The following is a 21,814-nucleotide window of genomic DNA, read 5'->3' on the forward strand; positions in this document are numbered from 1 at the left end:
TAGTGCCGTAAGGGTCACTATCAATAAGGAAAGATCCCATAACAGGTTTTCATGTAGTTTGGGAACTAAGAAAAGTAAATCGGTTTTATATGTCAGTAATAGATAGTTCAACTTTGGTCTTATTCTGTTTGACTTTTATTTTTTGAATGTTCATATCCTATTTTCCAAGTTTCGCCATTTCCGAATCGATGGTTTGTATGACCAATTCATGTTCCTTGATAAAGGATAGTTGCAATTTCTGCATCTCCTTAATATCCTTAGCGGTAGGAGATTGTACGATGGCCTGTAATCTTTCAAGAATGACCATCAGGGAGTTTGCATGTAACAAGGTTACCCCAGGCTTTATTTTAAGAACTGCACAGGATAGGTTTTCCCAATCGGCATTTTTCATATGTACACAATAAGCCCCTATGAATTCAAGTATATTCTGTTTGAATAAGCGAACCATTTCACTTAGAAAGCCATAATCACCCATACATTCTTCGAGCATGGTATCTAGACAGGCGTTTGGTAGTTTATCTTGCGCGGTTGAATCCTTGGGTTTTGATGCCAGTGTTGTTTTGGAACCTTTGGCTTTATAACCGTGGGTTATTAATTTCAATAAAAGTTCCTGGGAATTGAAGGGTTTAAGTATAAAATCATTTAACCCGATCGCCTCTCCATTTTTTCTTTCACTTAGGCTAAAATCGGCACTGACGGCTATTACGGGGATTTCATTGACGTAGTTATTGGCATTGGCCCTTATTCTCTTGGTGATCTCATAACCATCCATATCGGGCATCCTTAGATCCATCAAGATTACATCCACCTTGTTTTTGGCAATATAGTCAAGCCCTTGCGGACCATTATCCGTGATATATACTTTACAGCCCCATTTTAAAAGTCGTAACTCGATCAATCGTTGATTCATTTTATTGTCTTCGAAAACGACAATATGCATTCCTTTTACCTGCTTTATGGCTTTGGATACCATAACGGTATCTGTATATTTTTTATCAATATTGCTTTCAATTCCTTTTTCGTAAGGTATTTCAAAATCAAATGTTGTTCCCTTTCCAAGTTTACTCGAGACTTCGATTTGTCCGCCCAATAATTCTATTATCTGTTTTACGATGGTCAACCCCAAACCACTTCCACCATATTTTAAGAAGGTGTCGTTGGTTGCTTGTGTAAAGGATTCGAAAATGTGACCTAACTGCTCCTTGGCTATGCCGATACCGGTATCCGATACGCTAAAGGCAAGGATCAATTTGTCATTTCTAAGCCTTTTTTGGGTTATGGCGAGTTTTATCTCTCCCTTTTCAACGAATTTTATCGAATTGCCGAGTAGGTTGAGTAATACTTGGGACAGTTTACTCGGATCGCCTTTCAGTATTTTTGGAATTCCAGGTTCAACCGTTACCTTAAAAGATACGTTTGGCTTTGTTATCAGCGTATTACAGAGATATTCTATATTTTGGATAACATTTGGGAAATTAAAGTCCCTTTGTTCAATAGCCTCCAAACCTTGTGATAATTTGGAATACTCAAGCAGCTCGTTCACAATTCCCATAAGTGTGTCAGAGGCATTCTGGATAGCTTCCACTTTTTGCAGTTGGTTTTCTGACAGTTCCCCTTCCTTTAGCAAATCACTGAAACCGATAATACCGTTTAAGGGGGTTCTCATATCATGGCTTACCGTCGCAATGAGTTTTGAGGCACTTATACTGTTTTTTGGTTTGGAAACCTTATTTTTCAACAGCACCCTTTCTTCACTGGATTCGAAGTTTCCCATATTCCGGTTCACGGAGGGGGTGTACAACTTATCCTCCAAACTGGTTTTGAACGATTCAAATTTCCTCTTTAAGTCCGAGCCTTCATTGACACTCAACTCTTCATAGGAGAAATCCTTCAGTAACGATTCCAAATTGGATAAATATGATAGTATTTTATTAGCTTTCAAGGAGCATGGGATTTGGGTTCATATAATTCTAAAATAAAAGGTCTCTAATTAATTTATCGGTAATCAAGGAATCATCATTCCCTTAACTAGACTTTAAAATTGTCCATTATTGGTCAGCCAGCCAATTTATTGTTCCCGAAGTAGGCTATTATGTTGTCAAATTGCTTTATTTGTAGGTATAAAATCCATCCTATGAAACATCTTGTCTACCTAAGCAGTCTTTTAACGCTACTCTCTTGCGGGAATAACCAAAAAAAAGTGGGGGTTGATGGTGAAGATGCGGTCAAGGAAATCCATGATAAGGTCATTACGATAGACACCCATAACGATATCAATGTCAATGATTTCACCAATGCAATCAATTATTCGCAAAGACTTGATACACAAGTAAATATACCAAAGATGGAAGAAGGTGGCTTGGATGTGTCCTGGCTTATTGTCTACACAGGTCAAGATTCATTGAACGCAGAAGGTTATGCCAAGGCAAAGGCAAACGCCATGGCCAAATTTGATGCCATTCATAGGTTATGTGAGGAAATTGCCCCGGATAAGATCGAGTTGGCGTACACTTCAGATGATGTACGTAGAATTGTGGCATCTGGAAAAAAAGTGGCCATGATCGGTGTTGAAAATGCGTACCCTATAGGTGAAGATCTTTCTGAATTCGAAAACTATTATGATATGGGGGCCAGATACATATCCTTATCCCATAATGGCCACAGCCAATTTTGTGACTCGAACACCGGGGAGGCTGATGGTGTATGGCTTCACAATGGTTTAAGTGAATTAGGCAGGAAAGCGGTTAAGGAAATGAACCGATTGGGCATTATGATCGACGTTTCACACCCGTCAAAGGAATCGATAATCCAGATGATCCAATTGTCCAAAGCACCTATTATCGCTTCCCACTCATCGGCTAGGGCCCTTTGTGACCACAGTCGTAATTTGGATGATGAGCAACTCTTGATGATGAAAGAAAATGGAGGTGTGGTACAAACCGTTGCCTTTAGATCTTACCTGAATACCGAAAAGAACGATAAACGTACCTCCTATATGAAGAATATATATGCCCAAGTTGCGGATTCATTGGGGGTAGCTTGGTATGAAAGGTCCCAAATAAAGGATTTGACCGAAACCCAGAAAGAGGAGTTTTTCAGCAATTATCGGAAGGTAATGGATATTGGAACCGAATTGGCCAAAACCAAAACCGATGTTCCGGAAGATGTGAGTGTCGTCGATTTTGTGGATCATATCGATTATATGGTCGATTTAATAGGGATCGACCATGTGGGTATCAGTTCCGATTTTGATGGTGGGGGCGGAATCGAAGGATGGTCAGATGCCTCAGAGACCATGAATGTAACCGCAGAACTTGTAAAAAGGGGGTATTCCGAGGAAGCGATAGCAAAACTATGGGGCGGTAATTTATTAAGGGTACTCGATCAAGTTCAGGAAGTTGCGATTGCGTTGAATAAAGAACAATAATTTAAATTACACCTTTATATAAGGTAGGATGGGCTACATTTTTACCCAATAGACAAAAGAAGGCTTCGTGTAGGTTAATTAGACGTATTTGTTAATTGAGACTAGGGAATCATTAGGACAATTCTTGTTAATTTTCGTGATAAGAATAAAAATAATGTAACATTCCCATTATATTTGATACTAATCAAACAATAAAATAAAAACTCAAAGAATGAAAACACTAAAACTATGTATTGCAATATTAGCCATTACTTGTATTGCACCCTTAAGCGCACAAACCGCCGATGAGATCCTTGATAATTATTTCGAAAATATCGGTGGATTGGATAAGCTTAAAAGTGTAGAGGGTATTAAGATGGTTGCAAAAATCAATCAACAGGGAATGGAAATTCCTTTGGAAATCCTACAATTTAGTGATGGTAAACAAATGACCATTATCAACTTCCAAGGAAAAGAAATAAAGCAGGGTGTTTTTGATGGGGAAACTTTATGGAGCCACAATTTTATGACCATGAAACCAGAAAAAAGTGATGCAGAGGCTACGGCCAATTTTAAATTGAACTCCAATGACTTCCCTGATTCGTTTATAGATTATAAGGAAAAAGGGTATACCGTGGAATTATTGGGCAATGAAACCATAGATGGTACGGAGACCTTTAAAATAAAACTGACCAAGGAACCTATTACAGTAGACGGTAAAAAGGAAGAAGATGTATCATTTTATTATTTTGATACGGAGAACTTTGTGCCTATCGCCGTGCAATCCGAAGTTAAGTCAGGTCAGGCCAAAGGAATGGTACAAGAAGTGACCTTTAGTGATTATCAGGAAGTCGATGGACTGTATTTTCCTTTTTCAATGACCCAAGGGGTAAAAGGTCAACCCGGTAGTCCCTTAACCATAGAATCCATTGTCTTGAATCCCACAGTGGAAGAATCCTCCTTCACATTTCCAGAGGTGATGGCAGTAGAGGAAAAATAATAACCACAACATTGAAAAGCCCTTTATTTAAGGGCTTTTTTTATCTAAAACCATCTTTAAATGAAACAACTATTATCCCTAGTGGCCCTTTGGGGCCTGGTCGGACTGTATTCAGTAAATGCACAAGACAAGAATAACGACGGTAAAGCCTTGTTCGGTGATATGACCGCTAGGCATATTGGTCCGGCCCTTATGAGCGGACGAATCAACGATGTGGAAGTGCATCCGACCAATAATAGGATAATTTATGCAGGGACTGCAGGTGGTGGTGTATGGAAATCCAACGATGCGGGTTCTACCTTCAACCCAATTTTCGATGATTATTGCCAATCAATAGGGGCGGTAGCCTTAGACCCCAATGACCCGGATAACACTATATATGTAGGGACTGGGGAAACGTGGACCCGAAATAGTGTTTCCTTGGGTGATGGTTTGTATAAGTCGATAGATGGAGGGGCCAATTGGAAAAAACTAGGATTCGACAAATCTGAACGTATCGCCAATATCATAGTCAATCCAAAAAATGCGAAGGAAGTTTATGTTGCCGTTTTGGGAGCACTTTGGGGCGATAGTGAAGAAAGGGGTGTCTATAAATCATTGGATGCGGGGGAAACTTGGAAAAAATTGTTATACGTAAATCCTAAAACCGGTTGTGCCGATTTGATCATGGACCCCATTGACCCCAATGTACTCTATGCCTCGATGTGGGAATTTAGACGTACGGGTTGGAGTTTCGAGTCAGGGGGTGATAATAGTGCCTTATACAAATCAACTGATGGTGGTGCGACTTGGAACAAAATACACAACGGTTTTCCTTCCGGAAAATTAGGAAGATTGGGGATTGCCGTGGCTCCTTCGAATCCTAAAGTATTATATACCGTAATCGAGGCGGAAAAAGATGAACGTAAAGGCTTATATCGAAGTGATGACGCTGGAAATTCATGGAAACAATTGAACAATGATTTTGGTATTACGGTTAGACCATTTTATTTTTCAAGGATTGTCGTAAATCCCCGTGATGAAAATGTGATTGTCAAGGGTGGCCTTAGTGGTTCTATCTCCAGGGATGGAGGAAAAACATTCAAGGCCCTTGGGAATATGCATAGCGACATTCATGATATCGCTTTTAGTATTAAGGATTCCGATATTATGTACGTCGGTACCGATGGTGGTGTTTATCGTTCTTGGGATGGTGGTACCAATATGGAAATTGTGGAAAACCTTCCATTATCACAATTTTACCACATAAGTGTGGATAATGAAACCCCATACAATGTATATGGAGGCCTACAGGATAACGGTTCTTGGTATGGGCCCTCCTCCTCCCCAGGCGGCGTAGCGGCCCGGGATTGGAATTCTGTGGGATATGGTGACGGCTTCCGGGTCTTAAAACATCCAACCAAAAATATTATCTATTCCGAAATGCAGGGTGCGGAGAATGTTTGGCGTATTGATGTGGATAGAAACCTTACGAAAACCATTCAGCCCCTACCCTCCAAAGGTATTGCCAAACTGCGATTCAATTGGAATGCCCCTATGGCTATCAGTGTACATCAACCAGATCGCTTTTACATGGGAAGTCAATTCCTGCACAAATCGGAAGATATGGGGGATACTTGGAAAATCATCTCACCCGATTTAACCACGAATGACCCTACCAAGCAGGCACAGGAGGATTCAGGAGGATTGTCCAAGGATAATTCCGGGGCAGAAAACCATACTACCATTTTTACAATAGCGGAATCACCTCTTGATGGGGATGTGATTTGGGTAGGTACGGATGATGGCAATGTTCAGGTAACCCAAGATGGAGGAAAATCATGGACAAATACCGTTGTGAATATTACCGGTCTTCCTAAAAACACATGGACATACCACATAGAAGCCAGTGTATTCAATAAGGGAACGGCCTATGCTGTTTTTGAGGGGCATACCCAAAATGATATGCATCCTTACACCTATAAAACGACCGACTTTGGAAAAACCTGGAAGAGTATCATCACAGCGGATGTGGTTGGTATTGTCCGAAATATCCAAGAAGATTATGTAAATCCCGATTTATTGTTCCTAGGGACAGAATTTGGGCTGTATATCACCATGGATGGTGGAAAAAATTGGAAAAAATTCACCAATAACATGCCATCGGTAGCTGTTCATTATATTGAATTACAGAAAGAGACCAATGACTTGGTTATGGGTACCCACGGTAGGGGCGTCATCATTATTGACGATATTTCCCCACTTAGGGAAATCAACGAAGAAGTATTGAACAAGAACGTACATTTCTTTGCCAGCAAGCCTACCGTTATTCACGAAGAAAGTAGTTTTTCCGGCAATTTCGGAACAGAAACACAATTCGTGGGGCGTAACAAAACCAAAGATGCCCAAATAAAGTATTTCCTTAAGAAAAGGCATACGTTTGGGAAAATGAATATGGAGATTCAGGATATGGAAGGTAATACCGTTATTGAGTTGGGTCCTGGAAAATCGAAGGGAATCAATATTGTAAACTGGAACGGAAAAATAAAACAACCCAAAATTGCCAAGGGAAAGACATTTTCTTTCGGTGGATTTACGTCCCCATCCGTTCCTGCGGGTTCGTACAAAGCGGTTATGACCAAAGGAAAGGAAACCTTTGAACATACTTTTGAATTGATCTATGATACGAATTCCCCATTAACGGCCGAAGAAAGGGAATTTAAGAACAAGACCACCATGAAAATGTATGACATGACCCAGGAATTGGCCTATCTGGTATATGAATTGGATGAAATGATAACCAAATCAGAGCTCGATAAGAATTCCAAAATGGCCGGTAAATTAATTGACCTCAAAGAAACTTTGGTCATAACCACAGGTGATAATTATGTGGGTTCCGCCGAACCGCAATTGCGCGAAAAAATGGCCGATCTCTATAGTAAATTAGCCGATAACTATGATAAGCCAACATCATCCGAGGTGGAAAACCTTAGTATCATCGCTGAAAAATTTGAAGCTGCAAAATTGGATTTCATAAAATTGAAGAAAAAGTTCAAGACCAAAGAACCCCTTGATATAATGACGTTTGAAGAATTCTTGGAGCACAATTAGCAGAACGTATCATATTAAAAAGGTCATTGGTTGTTTACCAATGACCTTTTTTGTTTATAACCCCGTTAAAAACTTAAACAAGGGGAGTGCGAAGAAGATATTGAAACAGGTATCTTTATTAAAACTTCGGAACATGAGTGACAGGTCCCATAATCTTTTGCGTATACGGCCACAGGTTTTGTCGGCTAAAGTGAATCCATCAATGAGTACTGATGAACAATTCCAGAACCGAACCATGCGTCCTATAATTAAACTTCAGAACGATCTTTTACTGGCTGTTTTTCAAAACTATATCATCAAACACAAAAATAGGTACCATGAACTAAGTTTGGAGAATAAGTTGCTCTATATCGAAAATTCCATCCATAAGGATATTAAATTCCGGAATTCCCTAAAAGGGATGATCATTGGTCAATTTACGGTTGAAGAATATGAAGGTTACATAAAAAATTCCTCGGCCCTCAACAAACGCATGATGCATATGGTCATCGAACGTATTAAAAGCCAAATGCAGGTTTTTGAGATCCCTACCTTAGTCCAATAGCGATTCCCCGTTGAGATTGGTTGTTAAAATATCACTCATTAGGTCAAAATAAGGACGGATAACCTTAAACGATTCATCCACCGTATTGACAAAATCCTTTGAAAGTACTTCCTTATCCGTAAATTTTCGGATAAAAATGAATTGTTTCTTTCTGATCAGGGCTATATCCAGATGCTCCTTATCAAACCCTTTTGGAGCCGTTTTCAACTCCTCACCTACTAGATTTCCCCAGATTCCTTTAAATTTTGGTTCATAAATCACTGCTTTGAATTCCTCGGCATCCAATTCCAATTCTTTTCGAATACGCAATAGGTCCTCCTTCTCGGGGTTCCAGAATCCTGTGGCAATTAAACTTCCCCCAGGGGCTATATGTACATAATATCCACCTCGTAATCTTGCCCCTGCCCTAGCGTATGAACCGGCCAAATGTGTTTTATACGGTGTTTTGTTCTTTGAAAAACGGACATCCCTATAAATACGGAACATTTTCATCTTTTCAATATCATCATGCTGTTTCATTTTTTCCATAAGGACACCTAAAACATCCTTTACGCTGGACTGCAGTGCTTTAAACCTGTCTTTGTTTTCGGTAAACCATTCCCTCGTGTTGTTTTGCTCCAACTCCTTTAAGAATAAAAACACTTCTTTAGTAATTACTGCGTTTTGCATACGACTTATCTGGGGTTATTTTAAGCTAAAGTTAACCAAATGGAACAAACTCCTTTTAAAATAATGATTAATTTAGATTTCGAAATCAACACCGAATGGACCAGCAATCAGTAATCGATAAAATAAAACAGCACAAAAAACAACCCAATCTAAGGTTTGCCTTAAAGGAAAAGGTTGAATTGTTCACCAATAAACTGTTTTATACCCTTTTTGATATAGATACCCCTGTTGAAGGGAATTTAAAAATCTTGAAAACCGATTTTGAGGAATTGGCCAAATTGGCTTGTTGGGAATGTGAGAATCCATGTAGTAAGATATGGCAAGGCTATTTGGAATCCTTACCAAATGTGCTTGAAAGCCTTAACCTGGATGCTGAGGCAATCGTTGATTGCGACCCTGCCTCCATGTCCATAGAAGAGGTTTATATGGCATATCCTGGGTTTTATGCCATCGCTATATACAGATTGGCCCATGAGCTATATCAATTGGGTTTTCCGCTGGTACCGAGATTGATGACCGAATATGCCCATAGTAAAACGGGCGTTGATATCAATCCGGGTGCCCATATTGGCAAGTCATTCTTTATTGACCACGCCACAGGGGTTGTCATAGGCGAATCGGCCATAATAATGGACAATGTAAAGATATATCAGGGGGTTACCCTTGGGGCTTTGTATGTTGCCAAGGATTTAAAGAAAACAAAAAGACACCCGACCATTGAGGACAACGTCACTATATATGCCAATGCTACCATACTTGGTGGCGAAACAATTATAGGGGCCAACAGTGTCATTGGCGGTAATGCTTGGGTAACATCCTCGGTACCCCCGAACTCAACGGTCTTGAACACACCAATAATCAAAATCAAAACAGCTACAAATGTCTAAGAGTATACTCGACACTATTGGAAATACCCCTCTTATTGCATCACAGGTCCTGAATACAAATCCCAATGTAAAACTGCTTTTTAAAATGGAGGGTCACAACCCCGGTGGTAGTGTAAAGGATAGGGCAGCTTATAATATGATAAATGCCGGGTTGGAAAAAGGTACCATCACCAAGGATTCCAAGCTTATTGAAGCCACAAGTGGTAATACGGGCATTGCCTTGGCCCTGATAGCGGGTATTTACGGACTCAATATAGAACTGGTCATGCCAGAGAACTCTACCAAGGAGCGGGTGCAGACCATGCGCGCATATGGTGCCAAGGTTACACTTACCCCTTCAGATGTAGGGATTGAAGGCGCAAGGGATTATGCCGAGGCCAAGGTAAAGAATGAGGGCTATATTATGTTGAACCAATTTTCCAATGAGGACAATTGGAAAGCCCATTATAAAACGACTGGACCGGAAATATGGAATGATACGGAAGGGGAAATCACCCATTTTGTGTCATCGATGGGGACCACAGGAACAATTATGGGGACCTCTACGTATTTAAAGGAACAAAATGAAAACATACAGATTGTCGGGGTACAGCCTACTGATGGTTCCAGTATTCCGGGCATACGCAAATGGCCCGAAGCCTACCTGCCCAAAATATTCGACGCAGATAAAGTTGATCAGGTCATTGAGATAAGTACCGAAGAAGCTCGGGAAATGGCTAGAAAACTGGCCAAAGAAGAAGGTATTTTTGCAGGGATGAGCAGTGGCGGCGCTACAATGGCCGCATTGAAATTAGCGGCCACCTTGGATAAAGGAACCATCGTATCTATCATTTGTGATCGAGGAGACAGATATCTTTCCTCCGATTTGTTCGATTAAAGTGAAAGTATCCGGGTTATAGCCAATTTTTCTTTTTGAAAAAGAATACCATCCCGATAAATACCACAATCATGATGCCCCAAATGAGGAAATAACCATATTTCCAATGTAGTTCGGGCATATGTGCAAAGTTCATTCCGTAGATACCGGCAATAAAAGTCAATGGAATAAAAATAGAGGACATAATCGTGAGGACCTTCATGACCTCATTCATCTTGTTGCTCATATTGCTCATGTACATTTCCATTAGACTCATGGCCATTTCACGATAAATCTGCAAACTCTCGTTAATTTCATAGGAGTGATCAAGGGCATCCCTTAGAAAAAATTTGGTATCCTTACTAATGAGCGGATTTTCAGAATCGATCAATCGGCCTACAAGTTCTTTTACCGGGAAAATCCATTGTCTTATTTTAAGGACTTCCTTTTTTAACTGTTGTATGTTACGGGCTACCTCAGGGGTGGGATTTTCATAGAGCTCATCTTCCAAGGTTTCGATCTTGTGGCTAATGTGTTCCAAAACGACAAAGTAATTGTCTATGATGGAATCCAATAGGGCAAAAAACAAATAATCGGTGTCTTTGGTTCTTATCCGTCCCGATTTGGCACTTATTCTATCCCTGACCCCATTAAAAACATCATAATCAAGTTCTTGAAAGACCAATACACAATTTTGCATGAGCACCATGGCGACATGTTCTCCGATCAATTCATTGTTGTCATTGATGTAGACCATTCTGAATGTCCCAAAAATATAATCCTCGTATTCGTCGATTTTCGGACGTTGTTGGGTATTTACGATGTCCTCGAGAATCAATGGATTCAAACCAAAGTGGAAACCTACCTTTTCAATAAAAGACTCATCACTTAAACCTACGATATTGACCCATGAGGTTGTAGGGGTATCCTTATGGGCGACAATTTGTCCAACATCCCCCGGATAATGGATTTTATGAAGGCTATCGGTATACTCAATAATGGTGACTTTGGTCTCAGCGGCTTCCCGATGCCCCATATAGGTTATCGTTCCAGGGGCTTTACCAACTTTTTTATGTCTTTTGAATTGTCTTTTTAAAACGTCCTTCTTTTTGGCCATGTAGCGATATTTATATAAATATACTAAAAGAAATAGAGGTCTTTCCTTTATTTGAATTCTATGCTATTCAATAACAGTCCTGACCCAGGGGCGACAGTTGTCAGCTTTAAGGAACCAGGGGTGGAAAGGGAATCTTCAATATCATTCAATGACAACTCCCCTTTTCCCAATTGGATCAAGGCTCCCATGATCATTCGTATCTGATATCTCATGAATCCTTTCCCTTTTATGTGAAGTGCATAGGATTTTTCAGGAAAAAAATTGGCCTTAAAAAGGGTGTTTTCCCGAATCTCACACACATCTATTGTCCGTAATCGTTGTTTGTTTTTTTGGGCCTTCACCGTGTAGGAGGTGAAATCATGGGAACCCACAAAAAAAGATGTGGCCTTGACCATGGCCTGCAAATCCAAATTTTCAAGGATATTTGTGATAAACGGTGCACTGAAAGGGTGGTTCTTTGAACCGAAAGAAAAAAGATAAATGTATTCCTTGGTTTTAGGATCTTTAATGATGTTAAAGGATTCATCTACTTGCTTGATTCCTGTCACCCTAATATCGGAAGGTAAATTTTCATTGAAAAGTTCCAAGAAAACAGCATGGTCCTTAATAGGTACATCGTTTATGAAAAGCTCAAATGCCGCATCCAAGGCAGAGACCTTTGAGTCCGTCCGTCCGGCACCCAATATCTTGAACTGAACATTGGGCATAATAAACTTTAGGGTCTTGGTGATCATACCCTCGATGGTTTTTTGTCCGGGCTGTTTTTGCCAACCACTGAACCTAAAACCCAAATATTGGACATTGATCAAATAGTAAAACCGTTGCTGCCTCATTGGTGAATTATTTGCCCCAAAATTACAGCTTAATTACAATTGCCATAATTTTTGTATTTTAATTACGTAAACAACTAAACAAAAATAATATGGCAAGCAATGGTAAAGTAAAAGTACCTGTCTGGTACTGGATTGTAAGTATTGTGGCACTGATATGGAATCTTATAGGTGCAATGGCCTATTTGGGACAGGCATTTATAACCGATGAAATGAAGGCGGCAATGCCAGCGGAACAGTTGGCTTTAATGGAAAATACGCCGGCATGGGCGACCGCAGCATTTGCTTTTGCTGTTTGGGGTGGGGTTTTGGGATGTATAGCCTTACTCCTCCGTAAGAAATGGGCCAAAATGGTATTGATGGTTTCACTCTTGGGTATATTGATCCAACTGGGATACTCCTACTTTATGACCAATGCCGTTGAAGTTTATGGTACAGCCCAAGGGGTCGTTATGCCAATAGTCCTAATCGTTATTGGTGTGGGTCTGGTAGTATTCGCCAACTCAGCACAAAAGAAACTTTGGATCAATTGACCATAAAAAATCAAGAGAAAGTGTGGCAAGGCAATTCTTGGATTTTGACCACACTTTTTCTATTCTTGACAACATAAAATGTCGTTTATCGATTATTTTAAATTTTAGATATAGCTTTTCGTTTTCTTTGTATCAAAAGGGTTCCCCAATACCCCAGAAATCAATTAAAGATGAAATTAATAACGCGATTGTTGTCGTGGAAAAGTTGTCTCATACTTTCAGTAAGTGTCTTACTTTTATTGAACATATTTAGTTTTTATGGACTCTATACCAATAAATTCTATTTCTTTAAATTCGATAACTATATCTTCCCCTTATTGACCTTAGTCCATTTTACATATCTCTATGCGGTGTGGTTTAAAATCAAAGAAGAAGAGATAACCGACCCCCAAATGCGCAATTTGGAGTTTACGCTTTACGTAATCTTAGTGCTATATGTTTACAAGCTTTTTGAAACCATTTCCATTTTATTGAGTTATAGCGATTTTGAAAGTCATGTGATTCCCGCCACCTTTATTCCAATAGGGACTTTCATCACTTTTTTATATGTAATGTTATTGGTATTGACCTTGGTTACGTTCAAACACCGGAAAGATAAAATAGGAGCCTATAATTTTAATAAGATCAATGATGAAATTGATTCATGGGACTAGAGGGATCGATAGTCATAAAAAAAAAGCTCCTTGATTAATTTCAAGGAGCTTTTTTTATTTGTTATAAAGATCTTATCGCATTGCGGTGCCAGAAGGGAAACTGCCGTTCACGTTACTACTTATTTGCTGAACGCCCATTGCATCGGTAGGTATCATTCCCGCCAAAGGTTTTAAAGTAAAGGGGGCAAGACTATTGTCAGGATAAGGTTCAATGCTGATTACGGCAATCTTGCCCCTAATATCCGTAGGGAACATTAGACCTTCTGGAGCATTGACCAAGAAATCCTCACCAGGAAATGGAGGCCCAGGGTTTGTGCCACTGAACATATCTGCTTCATCGCTACCTGATACGGAAGTGAATGTACCTGTGGTGACAGGGATACCGTCGATAACGACCCAACCTTCATACTTCCATCCGGGTTCAAGGGCGGGTAATTCCAATCCGTTTTCAGCACTACCAGAGCTGTTGTCCAAAAACCAGATTCCACTATACTTTTCTTCTTCAGTTCCCGTTCCGGTGGGTGTTGCGATGATGAATTTACCTGAAATGGCATCAAAGGTGGGAGCCACTGTCCCTGTGGTTAAAGCGGCGGAATTCCCATTAAAATCGCCAACGAATATTTTTGTGTCTGCCGGGGAAGTGGAAGGGTCTGGATTAGGTTCAATGGATAAAACGAATTTCGTGGCACTTTCCAACGTAACAGCATCAACATCAAAGGATGTTTGGGAAAGTTCCCCATTCGCATTTACCGAAAAGGTACCTGTACTCACTGGCGCACCATCTACAATTACCCAACCTTCGTAGCGGAAATCCGCACCCAAATCCTCCAAACCGTCAATTGCCAAGGTCAGCGCAGTGCTCTTTGGTTCCTCAACGTCGTCGTCGTTAACATTACAGGATGATACCAGTAAAACTGACATCAAAATAAATACGTACTTAAAATTTAATCTGTCCATTTTTTTCATGTTTAATAGTTATGGGACAAACTAACGGGGATAGTATAACAGAAGGATCACAAAAGGGTAAACTTTTGATACGGACTTATTACAAACCAATAACAACCGTTTGATCTATCATTTCAGGTAACCCCCAATTCGTTATATGAAATATGAATGGTATATTGTAAGGACACTTCCAAATATTCAACTACTAGTGTGTATAAGTACTTGTTGATCACATTTTTTTGAAGTGCAGACAGCGGTTAATATCCCAGGTTTAATCCTGCTGTGATAATTCTGTGATAACTTTTGATTTTATTCGTAACTACAAATATGAAAAATATTCTAATAATAGAGGATGATCCCGAGATAATCAAACTATTGGAGATACATCTTACCGACCTGATTTACACTACATCCAAGGCGATGGATGGGGAAGAGGGACTCCATATGGCCTTGGAAAACGATTATGACCTGATTCTCTTGGATTTGACCTTGCCCACCATGGATGGCGTTGAAATATGCAAAAAGCTTCGGGCTGTAAAGAATACACCCATTATTATGCTTACCGCAAAATCGGAAGAAATCGATAGGGTTCTTGGTTTGGAGATAGGTGCTGACGATTATATGACCAAACCTTTTAGTATTCGTGAGCTACTTGCCCGGATCAAGGCCGTTTTACGTAGGACTGAGATAAAGGTGGAAAAGAAAGAAAACACGTTAGCCATAAACGCCGAGAATTTAACAATCAATATTGAGAAAAGAAAAGTCCTTTTGGATGATCAAAAAATAGAGCTTAGTCCAAAGGAATTTGAGTTGTTGGTATTGATGGCATCCAATCCCGGCCGGAATTATACACGTTCTGAATTGTTGAATATGATATGGGGTTACAATTTTGAGGGGTATGAGCATACGGTAAATTCCCATATCAATCGTTTACGGGCTAAAATTGAGTCCGACATGGCAAATCCCAATTTTATATTGACCACCTGGGGAGTTGGGTATAAATTTAATGAAGACGTTATAGAATGAGTACAGATAAAACCTTAACACCACGACTGGTAAAGAAATTATGGCTTGCTTTAATAGTATTGATTGTGGTCATTGGGGCTTCGTACATATTTATCACAGGGTATTTTGACAATAAGCATAGTGAGGCGACCATACAAAAGATAAATGCCAGTTTAGCCAATCATCTTATAGAGGAAAAATTTCAGGATTCGTCACCTTTTTTGGTTGATGGTAGTGTGAACAAAGCGTTGTTCGGTGATCTAATGCACGATATGATGGCCGTTAATCGGAGCATTGAAGTGTATTTAACCGACAAGAGTGGGCATATTTTATATTCCGTTGTTTTGGACCATAGTGCGGATTCTGATGTAAAAAGTGTATCGACGACCCCCATAAAGGAATTTATTGCGACCAAGGGAGAGAAATATATTTTGGGGGATAACCCAAGAAATCCTGATGAAAGGAAAATATTTTCCGCAGCACCATATAATATAGAGGGTAAGGAAGGGTATATCTATATTATTCTGGCCGGGCAAGAGTTACAACAGGTAAGTGATACCTTGATCGGACGCTATTATTCCAATTTGGGTATAGGCGCTTCCCTCCTAGCCATACTCTTTGCAGGTATCATTGGTTTTATAAGTATATGGTTTCTTACGAAAAACCTAAGGCTTATGACCGGCACGGTCAGAAGGTTTCAGGAAGGTGATCTTGAAGCTAGGATCGAGAACCCCAAAAACTCGGATATTGAGGTGTTTGCCAACACCTTCAACGAAATGGCGGATACCATTGTGGGTAACCTTGATAAAATGAAATCCGTAGATCAATTGCGAAGGGAGCTCATCGCCAATGTTTCCCATGACCTTAGAACTCCCTTGGCCATACTGAAAGGTTATATTGAAACCATGCAAATGAAAAAGGATTCCCTAACCGACTTGGAAAAACAGGAATACCTACAAATCACCTATGACAATGCGGATAAGTTATCCAAATTGATCAATCAATTGTTTGAATACTCAAAACTTGAGGCAGAACAGATCACCCCGGTAAAGGAGCCATTTTCCATTACGGAATTATCACATGACCTTATCGCAAAATTCAATGTATTGGCCCAACAGAAAGAAATAGACCTTCATCTGAACAACGCCCAGGAAAACTGTATGGTTTTTGCGGATATAGGCCTTGTTGAGCGAGCCTTGCAGAATCTTTTGGAAAACGCCCTTAAATATACCCCACCAAAGGGAGAGGTAGTACTATCCATAAAACAGAATAATGATCAGGTTGAGATTAACATTAGGGATACAGGGACAGGCATTCCATTAAGTGAACAACCCTTTATTTTCGACCGCTACAAACAGGTCGATAGTAGCATTAAGAAACAGGGACACGGTTTAGGGCTGGCAATCGTCAAAAAAATCATGGATTTACACGATACTACCATCACAGTACTTAGTAAACCCAAAGAGGGAAGTTCTTTTATCTTTAAATTACCGGCCTATCACGTTTAGTATGGAAATAGATGATCACAAAAAGTAAAAACCTTCCATATTTTGGAAGGTTTTTATGTTTCTAAGGCATTAGAGTCCACTGAAATAACTACCATAAAGATCTTTGAATTGGAAACCTTCCGAGAATCGATGTTTGCTCAATTTCTTATGGGCCACCAATCCCCAAAGTAACAGCTCTTTTAAAAAATAACTATCCTCTTTTGGGATTTCAGGATTCTTTTCCTTGATCAATTGACCCAGCGGAGGCACGTCATCAAGAGCCCGCTTGTATTCAGTATCGGTATATTCATCCAAAAGTTCAAAACCTTCCCCTTGGAAAAACCAACTAACAAGTTCGTCATAGGGTCCTTCCTCATCCTTGCGTTCCAATTTTTTAATCTCTGGAAAATAAGTTGTGAATAGCGATTTTACCGCTTCATCGATTAGAATGGCGGCAACGGTGTCCGCACCCTCCTGTTCCCCTTCATACACCAATTCAATCTTACCGGTAATGGCCGGTATAATTCCCATAAAGTCGCTTAGCCTTACGGTCGTTTTATCGGCTCCGGTTATCAAAGCCCTACGTTCTGCCGTGCTTAACAGATTTTCAAATGCCGTGATACTGGTTCGGGCACTAACCCCACTTTTGGCATCAACATATTCACTGTTTCTTGCCTCAAAACTGATTTGTTCCAAAAGGTCCTTCGCGATTTCCGGAACATACACGGTATCTATCTGTCTTTGGTCCAAATTGGATTCCTGGGCCGTTATTTTCCGTGCTGTTGGAATGTCTTCGGGATAATGCGTCAGAATCTGCGATCCTATCCTATCCTTCAGCGGTGTTACAATACTTCCGCGATTGGTATAGTCCTCTGGATTCGCAGTGAAGACAAATTGAAGGTCAAGGGGTAATCGTAATTTAAAGCCCCTAATCTGAATATCGCCTTCCTCCAATATATTGAACAATGAAACCTGGATTCTGGATTGCAGATCGGGCAACTCATTGATTACGAATATACACCGATTGGCCCTCGGGATCATTCCAAAATGGATAACGCGATCGTCGGCATAGGACAGTTTAAGATTTGCAGCCTTAATGGGATCCACATCCCCTATTAAATCAGCCACGGTAACATCCGGGGTGGCTAATTTCTCATAAAACCGTTCACTCCTGTGAAGCCATGTTATAGGTGTGTCGTCTCCCCTTTCTTTTATCAATTCCATTGCGTAACGTGAAATGGGATTGAAAGGGTCGTCATTGATTTCCGAACCTTCAACGAAAGGAATCCATTCGTCGAGGAGATCCACCATCAAACGGGCCAACCTGGTTTTGGCCTGGCCCCGTAATCCCAATAGATTGATATTATGGCGCGATAGTATGGCTCGTTCCAATTCGGGTATCACGGAATTCTCATAGCCCCATACCCCTTGAAAGGATTCCTCCCCTTTTTTTATTTTCCCCCGTAGATTGTCACGAAGTTCATCCTTGATACTTTTGGTTTTATAGCCGGCTTTTTTCAGCTCCCCAAGTGTTGTTATTTTTTCCTTTTTCAAGTTCATATGCTTTTTTGTGATTCCTGTTAGTACAGGAATTGTAGATTAGTATTTTATCCTTTTAATCTTTTTCTTCGGTTTGCCTCATAATCCTCAAAGATCATTTCACCCAGACCGGTCAATCCCGTAAAGAAGGCCTTGCCTTTATTGGCTTCGGTAAAATGTCTTATAAATTGCTTAAGATAAGGGTCTTGGGCAATCATAAAGGTAGTTATGGGTATATGCAGTTTTCGGGCCTGACTGGCCATATTATAGCATTTCTCAACAATATAATCGTCGAGACCTACACTGTTTTTATAATAGGTGCCATCGGGTAGCCTCAGGCAACTGGGTTTACCATCAGTAATCATAAAAATCTGTTTGTTGGTATTTCGCTTTCGCCTCAGTATGTCCATCGCCAACTGTAATCCTGCTACGGTATTGGTATGGTAGGGACCTACTTTTAAATAAGGAAGTTCCTTTATGGATATGGGCCAAGCATCATTTCCAAAAACCAGTATGTCCAATGTGTCTTTGGGATATCTCGTGGTAATCAATTCGGCCAATGCCATCGCTACTTTTTTCGCAGGGGTAATTCGGTCTTCGCCGTAGAGAATCATACTATGGCTGATGTCGATCATCAAAACCGTACTCATTTGGGCCTTGAAGTGGGTATCTTCAACGACCAAATCATCTTCCGTCAATGAGAAATCACCAACACCATTATTGATTTGCGCATTTTTAAGACTTTCGGTCATAGAGATATGCTCTAATCCGTCTCCATATCTATATTCCCTAAAGTCACCCGTATGTTCGTCGCCCTGTCCCGCTTTGTTTGTTCTGTGGTTACCAGCACCTTTGCGCTTTAATTTTCCGAAAATCTGATCTAAGGCATGTTGCCTGATAATGCGTTCCATTTTGGCGGTAATCGATAGATTGCCTGGGGTTCCTTCCTCGCCTTCCCCGTCACCACCACCATCCTCGAATTCTTCCCTTAGGAATCCTTTAGCCTTTAGGTCCTCAATAAAATCATCAATGGTGTAGTTCTCATCGGTAAGCCCATATTCCTTATCCAATTCCCGTAACCAATCCAATGCCTCATCCACATCACCCGAAGTATGTGTGATCAACTCTTGAAAAATCTCGAAGAGTTTATCAAAAGGGGATTGCTCAGGAGCATCGTAGGTAGTAAAACGAAATCCTTTTCTCAAATTCATAGCCATATCATAAAATTAAGGTATTAAACATGAAGGTAAATCGTTTTTAGAAAAACTTAACGCTGGTAAATATTTTGGTATGGTCTAGTCGAGGTTAGTTAAGAGAGAATATTAATAAGTGTAAGTAACATAAAATATAAGTTATTTCCTACAATATCAGCTTAGTTATAACGTTCAACTAAAAGTTGATCCAAATCTTAAGTACCTATGAACAAATTAATTCTATTATTCCTTTTTCTAGTGTCCATACTTCCTGGGACCATCGATGACGATTGTTCAGCTGTTTACAGTAGGGCAACGTATGCCCTGTCCCATTCCAAAAAGGCCTTAAAGGCCCACAATTTCGACCACCAGGTTTATTATTCCGGTAAAACTTTGGAAGCCTACAAGAAAATTGCCGATGGTATGAAAGAGTGTGACTGTGTAAATGCCACAGAGCTTATCCTGGATATTACCATGGATGCCAAAAAAGCGGCTGATCCAGTAGATTGGGCCCGTGGACGGTATTATAGTAAAAAGGTATACCTAAATACCCAAGAATTGATAACAATTCTTGACCTATGGGCCGAATCCCATGAATAATAAGATTCCTTGCTTGGAAGAATCCAATATGGTAGGAAGTTTTAGTGCCTTCCCTTTAGGACCTCTACAATGTCATTAAGGGCATACCCCTTAGCTTGTAACAGAATTAAATAGTGGAATAGAAGATCGGCACTTTCATTCAAAAATAGATCATCATTGTCGTCTTTGGCCTCTATGACCACTTCAACGGCTTCCTCCCCTACTTTTTGGGCAATTTTATTGATGCCTTTATCGAACAATGAAGCTACATACGATTTACTGCCATCGGCCGCTTTTCTCCGTTGCGCAATAACCGCCTCCAATTCGGACAAAAAACCGAATTCCTGTTTGTTATCTTCATTCCAACAGGTGTCACTTCCTTTATGGCAGGTAGGTCCAACAGGATTTACTCGAATCAATAAGGTATCTTGGTCGCAATCGTTCTTAACATCCACCAAATTCAGGAAGTTGCCACTTTCCTCCCCTTTTGTCCATAAACGCTTCTTGGTTCTACTATAAAAGGTCACCTTTTTGGTATCCAAGGTCTTTTGATACGCCTCTTGGTTCATATACCCCAACATTAAAACGTTTTTAGTTGTTGCATCTTGAATGATGGCAGGAACGAGTCCGTCGTTGTTTTTATTGAAATCAATATCCATTTTATATGTTTTAAACGCCTTGAACATCTTAATTATCCAAGAACATGATTTTTATAATCGTACGGGAATCCCTTTTGATCGGAGTTCCTTTTTTAAATCGTTTATTTCAATTTCCTTAAAATGAAAAACACTTGCCGCCAGGGCAGCATCCGCTTTTCCGTTGATAAAGGTATCTGTAAAATGTTGCATATTGCCCGCACCACCGGAGGCAATAATCGGAATATTCAGTTCCGATGACAATTTGGCCAAGGCTTCATTGGCAAACCCATTTTTGGTGCCATCGTGGTTCATTGAGGTAAAAAGGATTTCACCGGCACCACGTTCCTCGACTTCCTTGGCCCAGTCAAAGAGTTTAATTTCCGTAGGAACCTTACCTCCTACCAAATGCACGATCCATTCGCCATCAATAACCTTGGCATCTATGGCAACAACAATACATTGTGAACCGAACTTGGCCACCAAGTCATTGATCAATTGTGGATTTTTAACGGCTGAAGAATTAATGGAAACCTTATCGGCTCCGTTATGGAGTAAGACATCAACATCTTCTACCGAAGAGATACCACCACCGACCGTAAACGGAATATTCACCTTTTCAGCCACATGGTATACCAAATCGGCAAGGGTTCTTCGTTTTTCTTCTGTAGCCGATATATCCAAAAAAACCAGTTCGTCGGCACCTTCCCGGGCGTAGATTTCAGCGAGTTCCACGGGATCTCCAGCATCGCGAAGATCAACGAAATTAATGCCTTTGACCGTTCTACCATTTTTAATATCCAAACAAGGAATGATTCTTTTTGTAAGCACTTTTTTTAATCTTAT

20 protein-coding genes are annotated in these 21,814 nt (G+C 40.2%); 11 read left to right on the top strand and 9 right to left on the bottom strand.

What is annotated here, in order from left to right; all coding sequences use genetic code 11:
- Positions 1 to 157: 157 nt before the first annotated feature.
- Positions 158 to 1,942 (bottom strand): ATP-binding protein, encoded by a 1,785-nt coding sequence (locus LX92_RS18755; RefSeq protein WP_109653919.1) that lies wholly within the window; start codon positions 1,940 to 1,942, stop codon positions 158 to 160.
- 192 nt (positions 1,943 to 2,134) lie between these two features.
- Between LX92_RS18755 and LX92_RS18760 the strand changes: the two genes are divergently transcribed.
- The 4 genes from LX92_RS18760 (at position 2,135) to LX92_RS18775 (ending at position 8,040) form a co-directional block, all read left to right on the top strand.
- Positions 2,135 to 3,427 carry a dipeptidase gene (locus LX92_RS18760; protein WP_109653922.1) on the top strand — a complete coding sequence of 431 codons (1,293 nt, stop codon included), beginning with the start codon at positions 2,135 to 2,137 and terminating at the stop codon, positions 3,425 to 3,427.
- A gap of 211 nt (positions 3,428 to 3,638) precedes the next feature.
- Positions 3,639 to 4,406, top strand: coding sequence for an outer membrane lipoprotein-sorting protein (locus LX92_RS18765; protein WP_109653924.1), 768 nt, complete (start codon positions 3,639 to 3,641; stop codon positions 4,404 to 4,406).
- Between the two features lie 60 nt (positions 4,407 to 4,466).
- Entirely contained in the window at positions 4,467 to 7,496 is a 3,030-nt protein-coding gene (locus LX92_RS18770) for a WD40/YVTN/BNR-like repeat-containing protein (protein WP_109653926.1), read from the top strand.
- A gap of 133 nt (positions 7,497 to 7,629) precedes the next feature.
- Entirely contained in the window at positions 7,630 to 8,040 is a 411-nt protein-coding gene (locus tag LX92_RS18775) for a glyoxalase (RefSeq protein ID WP_109654128.1), read from the top strand.
- Here LX92_RS18775 and LX92_RS18780 read toward each other — a convergent pair.
- Positions 8,029 to 8,709, bottom strand: a complete 681-nt coding sequence (locus tag LX92_RS18780) for a DUF2461 domain-containing protein (protein WP_109653928.1) — start codon at positions 8,707 to 8,709, stop codon at positions 8,029 to 8,031. The two genes, LX92_RS18775 and LX92_RS18780, sit on opposite strands and share 12 nt — an antisense overlap.
- Positions 8,710 to 8,804: 95 nt before the next feature.
- Between LX92_RS18780 and epsC the strand changes: the two genes are divergently transcribed.
- Together epsC and cysM are read left to right on the top strand one after the other, a co-directional pair.
- On the top strand, positions 8,805 to 9,596 hold the full coding sequence (gene epsC, locus LX92_RS18785) for a serine O-acetyltransferase EpsC (RefSeq protein ID WP_109653930.1): 792 nt from the start codon (positions 8,805 to 8,807) through the stop codon (positions 9,594 to 9,596).
- Positions 9,589 to 10,473: a cysteine synthase CysM gene (gene cysM, locus LX92_RS18790; protein ID WP_109653932.1), complete on the top strand. Its 885-nt coding sequence runs from the start codon at positions 9,589 to 9,591 to the stop codon at positions 10,471 to 10,473. Before epsC ends, cysM begins: the two co-directional genes overlap by 8 nt.
- A 16-nt stretch (positions 10,474 to 10,489) precedes the next feature.
- Here cysM and corA read toward each other — a convergent pair whose 3' ends face one another.
- Together corA and truA are read right to left on the bottom strand one after the other, a co-directional pair.
- Entirely contained in the window at positions 10,490 to 11,569 is a 1,080-nt protein-coding gene (gene corA, locus LX92_RS18795) for a magnesium/cobalt transporter CorA (RefSeq protein WP_109653934.1), read from the bottom strand.
- A 47-nt stretch (positions 11,570 to 11,616) separates the two neighbouring features.
- Complete coding sequence (gene truA / locus LX92_RS18800) at positions 11,617 to 12,402, bottom strand: tRNA pseudouridine(38-40) synthase TruA (protein WP_109653936.1); 786 nt, start codon at positions 12,400 to 12,402, stop codon at positions 11,617 to 11,619.
- 89 nt (positions 12,403 to 12,491) lie between these two features.
- Here truA and LX92_RS18805 point away from each other — a divergent pair, with 89 nt between their 5' ends.
- Positions 12,492 to 12,932, top strand: coding sequence for a hypothetical protein (locus LX92_RS18805; RefSeq protein ID WP_109653937.1), 441 nt, complete (start codon positions 12,492 to 12,494; stop codon positions 12,930 to 12,932).
- Between the two features lie 170 nt (positions 12,933 to 13,102).
- A complete protein-coding gene (locus LX92_RS18810) occupies positions 13,103 to 13,585 on the top strand; it encodes a hypothetical protein (protein WP_109653939.1) in 483 nt (160 codons plus the stop codon).
- 72 nt (positions 13,586 to 13,657) lie between these two features.
- Here the strand turns inward: LX92_RS18810 and LX92_RS18815 are convergent, their stop codons facing one another.
- Positions 13,658 to 14,542 (bottom strand): anti-sigma factor, encoded by an 885-nt coding sequence (locus LX92_RS18815; protein WP_109654130.1) that lies wholly within the window; start codon positions 14,540 to 14,542, stop codon positions 13,658 to 13,660.
- Between the two features lie 315 nt (positions 14,543 to 14,857).
- Between LX92_RS18815 and LX92_RS18820 the strand changes: the two genes are divergently transcribed.
- Entirely contained in the window at positions 14,858 to 15,556 is a 699-nt protein-coding gene (locus LX92_RS18820; protein WP_109653941.1) for a response regulator transcription factor, read from the top strand.
- Positions 15,553 to 17,043, top strand: a complete 1,491-nt coding sequence (locus tag LX92_RS18825; RefSeq protein WP_109653943.1) for a sensor histidine kinase — start codon at positions 15,553 to 15,555, stop codon at positions 17,041 to 17,043. The genes LX92_RS18820 and LX92_RS18825 overlap by 4 nt, the downstream gene beginning before the upstream one ends.
- A 69-nt stretch (positions 17,044 to 17,112) precedes the next feature.
- Here LX92_RS18825 and LX92_RS18830 read toward each other — a convergent pair whose 3' ends face one another.
- Positions 17,113 to 18,582: an AAA family ATPase gene (locus tag LX92_RS18830; protein ID WP_109653945.1), complete on the bottom strand. Its 1,470-nt coding sequence runs from the start codon at positions 18,580 to 18,582 to the stop codon at positions 17,113 to 17,115.
- Between the two features lie 47 nt (positions 18,583 to 18,629).
- Complete coding sequence (locus LX92_RS18835; protein ID WP_109653947.1) at positions 18,630 to 19,778, bottom strand: vWA domain-containing protein; 1,149 nt, start codon at positions 19,776 to 19,778, stop codon at positions 18,630 to 18,632.
- Between the two features lie 201 nt (positions 19,779 to 19,979).
- Here LX92_RS18835 and LX92_RS18840 point away from each other — a divergent pair, with 201 nt between their 5' ends.
- Positions 19,980 to 20,354 (top strand): hypothetical protein, encoded by a 375-nt coding sequence (locus LX92_RS18840; RefSeq protein ID WP_109653949.1) that lies wholly within the window; start codon positions 19,980 to 19,982, stop codon positions 20,352 to 20,354.
- Between the two features lie 41 nt (positions 20,355 to 20,395).
- Here LX92_RS18840 and hisIE read toward each other — a convergent pair whose 3' ends face one another.
- Together hisIE and hisF are read right to left on the bottom strand one after the other, a co-directional pair.
- Complete coding sequence (gene hisIE, locus LX92_RS18845) at positions 20,396 to 20,992, bottom strand: bifunctional phosphoribosyl-AMP cyclohydrolase/phosphoribosyl-ATP diphosphatase HisIE (RefSeq protein ID WP_109654132.1); 597 nt, start codon at positions 20,990 to 20,992, stop codon at positions 20,396 to 20,398.
- A 51-nt stretch (positions 20,993 to 21,043) separates the two neighbouring features.
- Complete coding sequence (hisF, locus tag LX92_RS18850; RefSeq protein WP_109653951.1) at positions 21,044 to 21,799, bottom strand: imidazole glycerol phosphate synthase subunit HisF; 756 nt, start codon at positions 21,797 to 21,799, stop codon at positions 21,044 to 21,046.
- Positions 21,800 to 21,814: the final 15 nt, after the last annotated feature.

The organism is Maribacter polysiphoniae, from assembly GCF_003148665.1.
GTDB classification, from domain to species: Bacteria; Bacteroidota; Bacteroidia; order Flavobacteriales; family Flavobacteriaceae; genus Maribacter_A; species Maribacter_A polysiphoniae.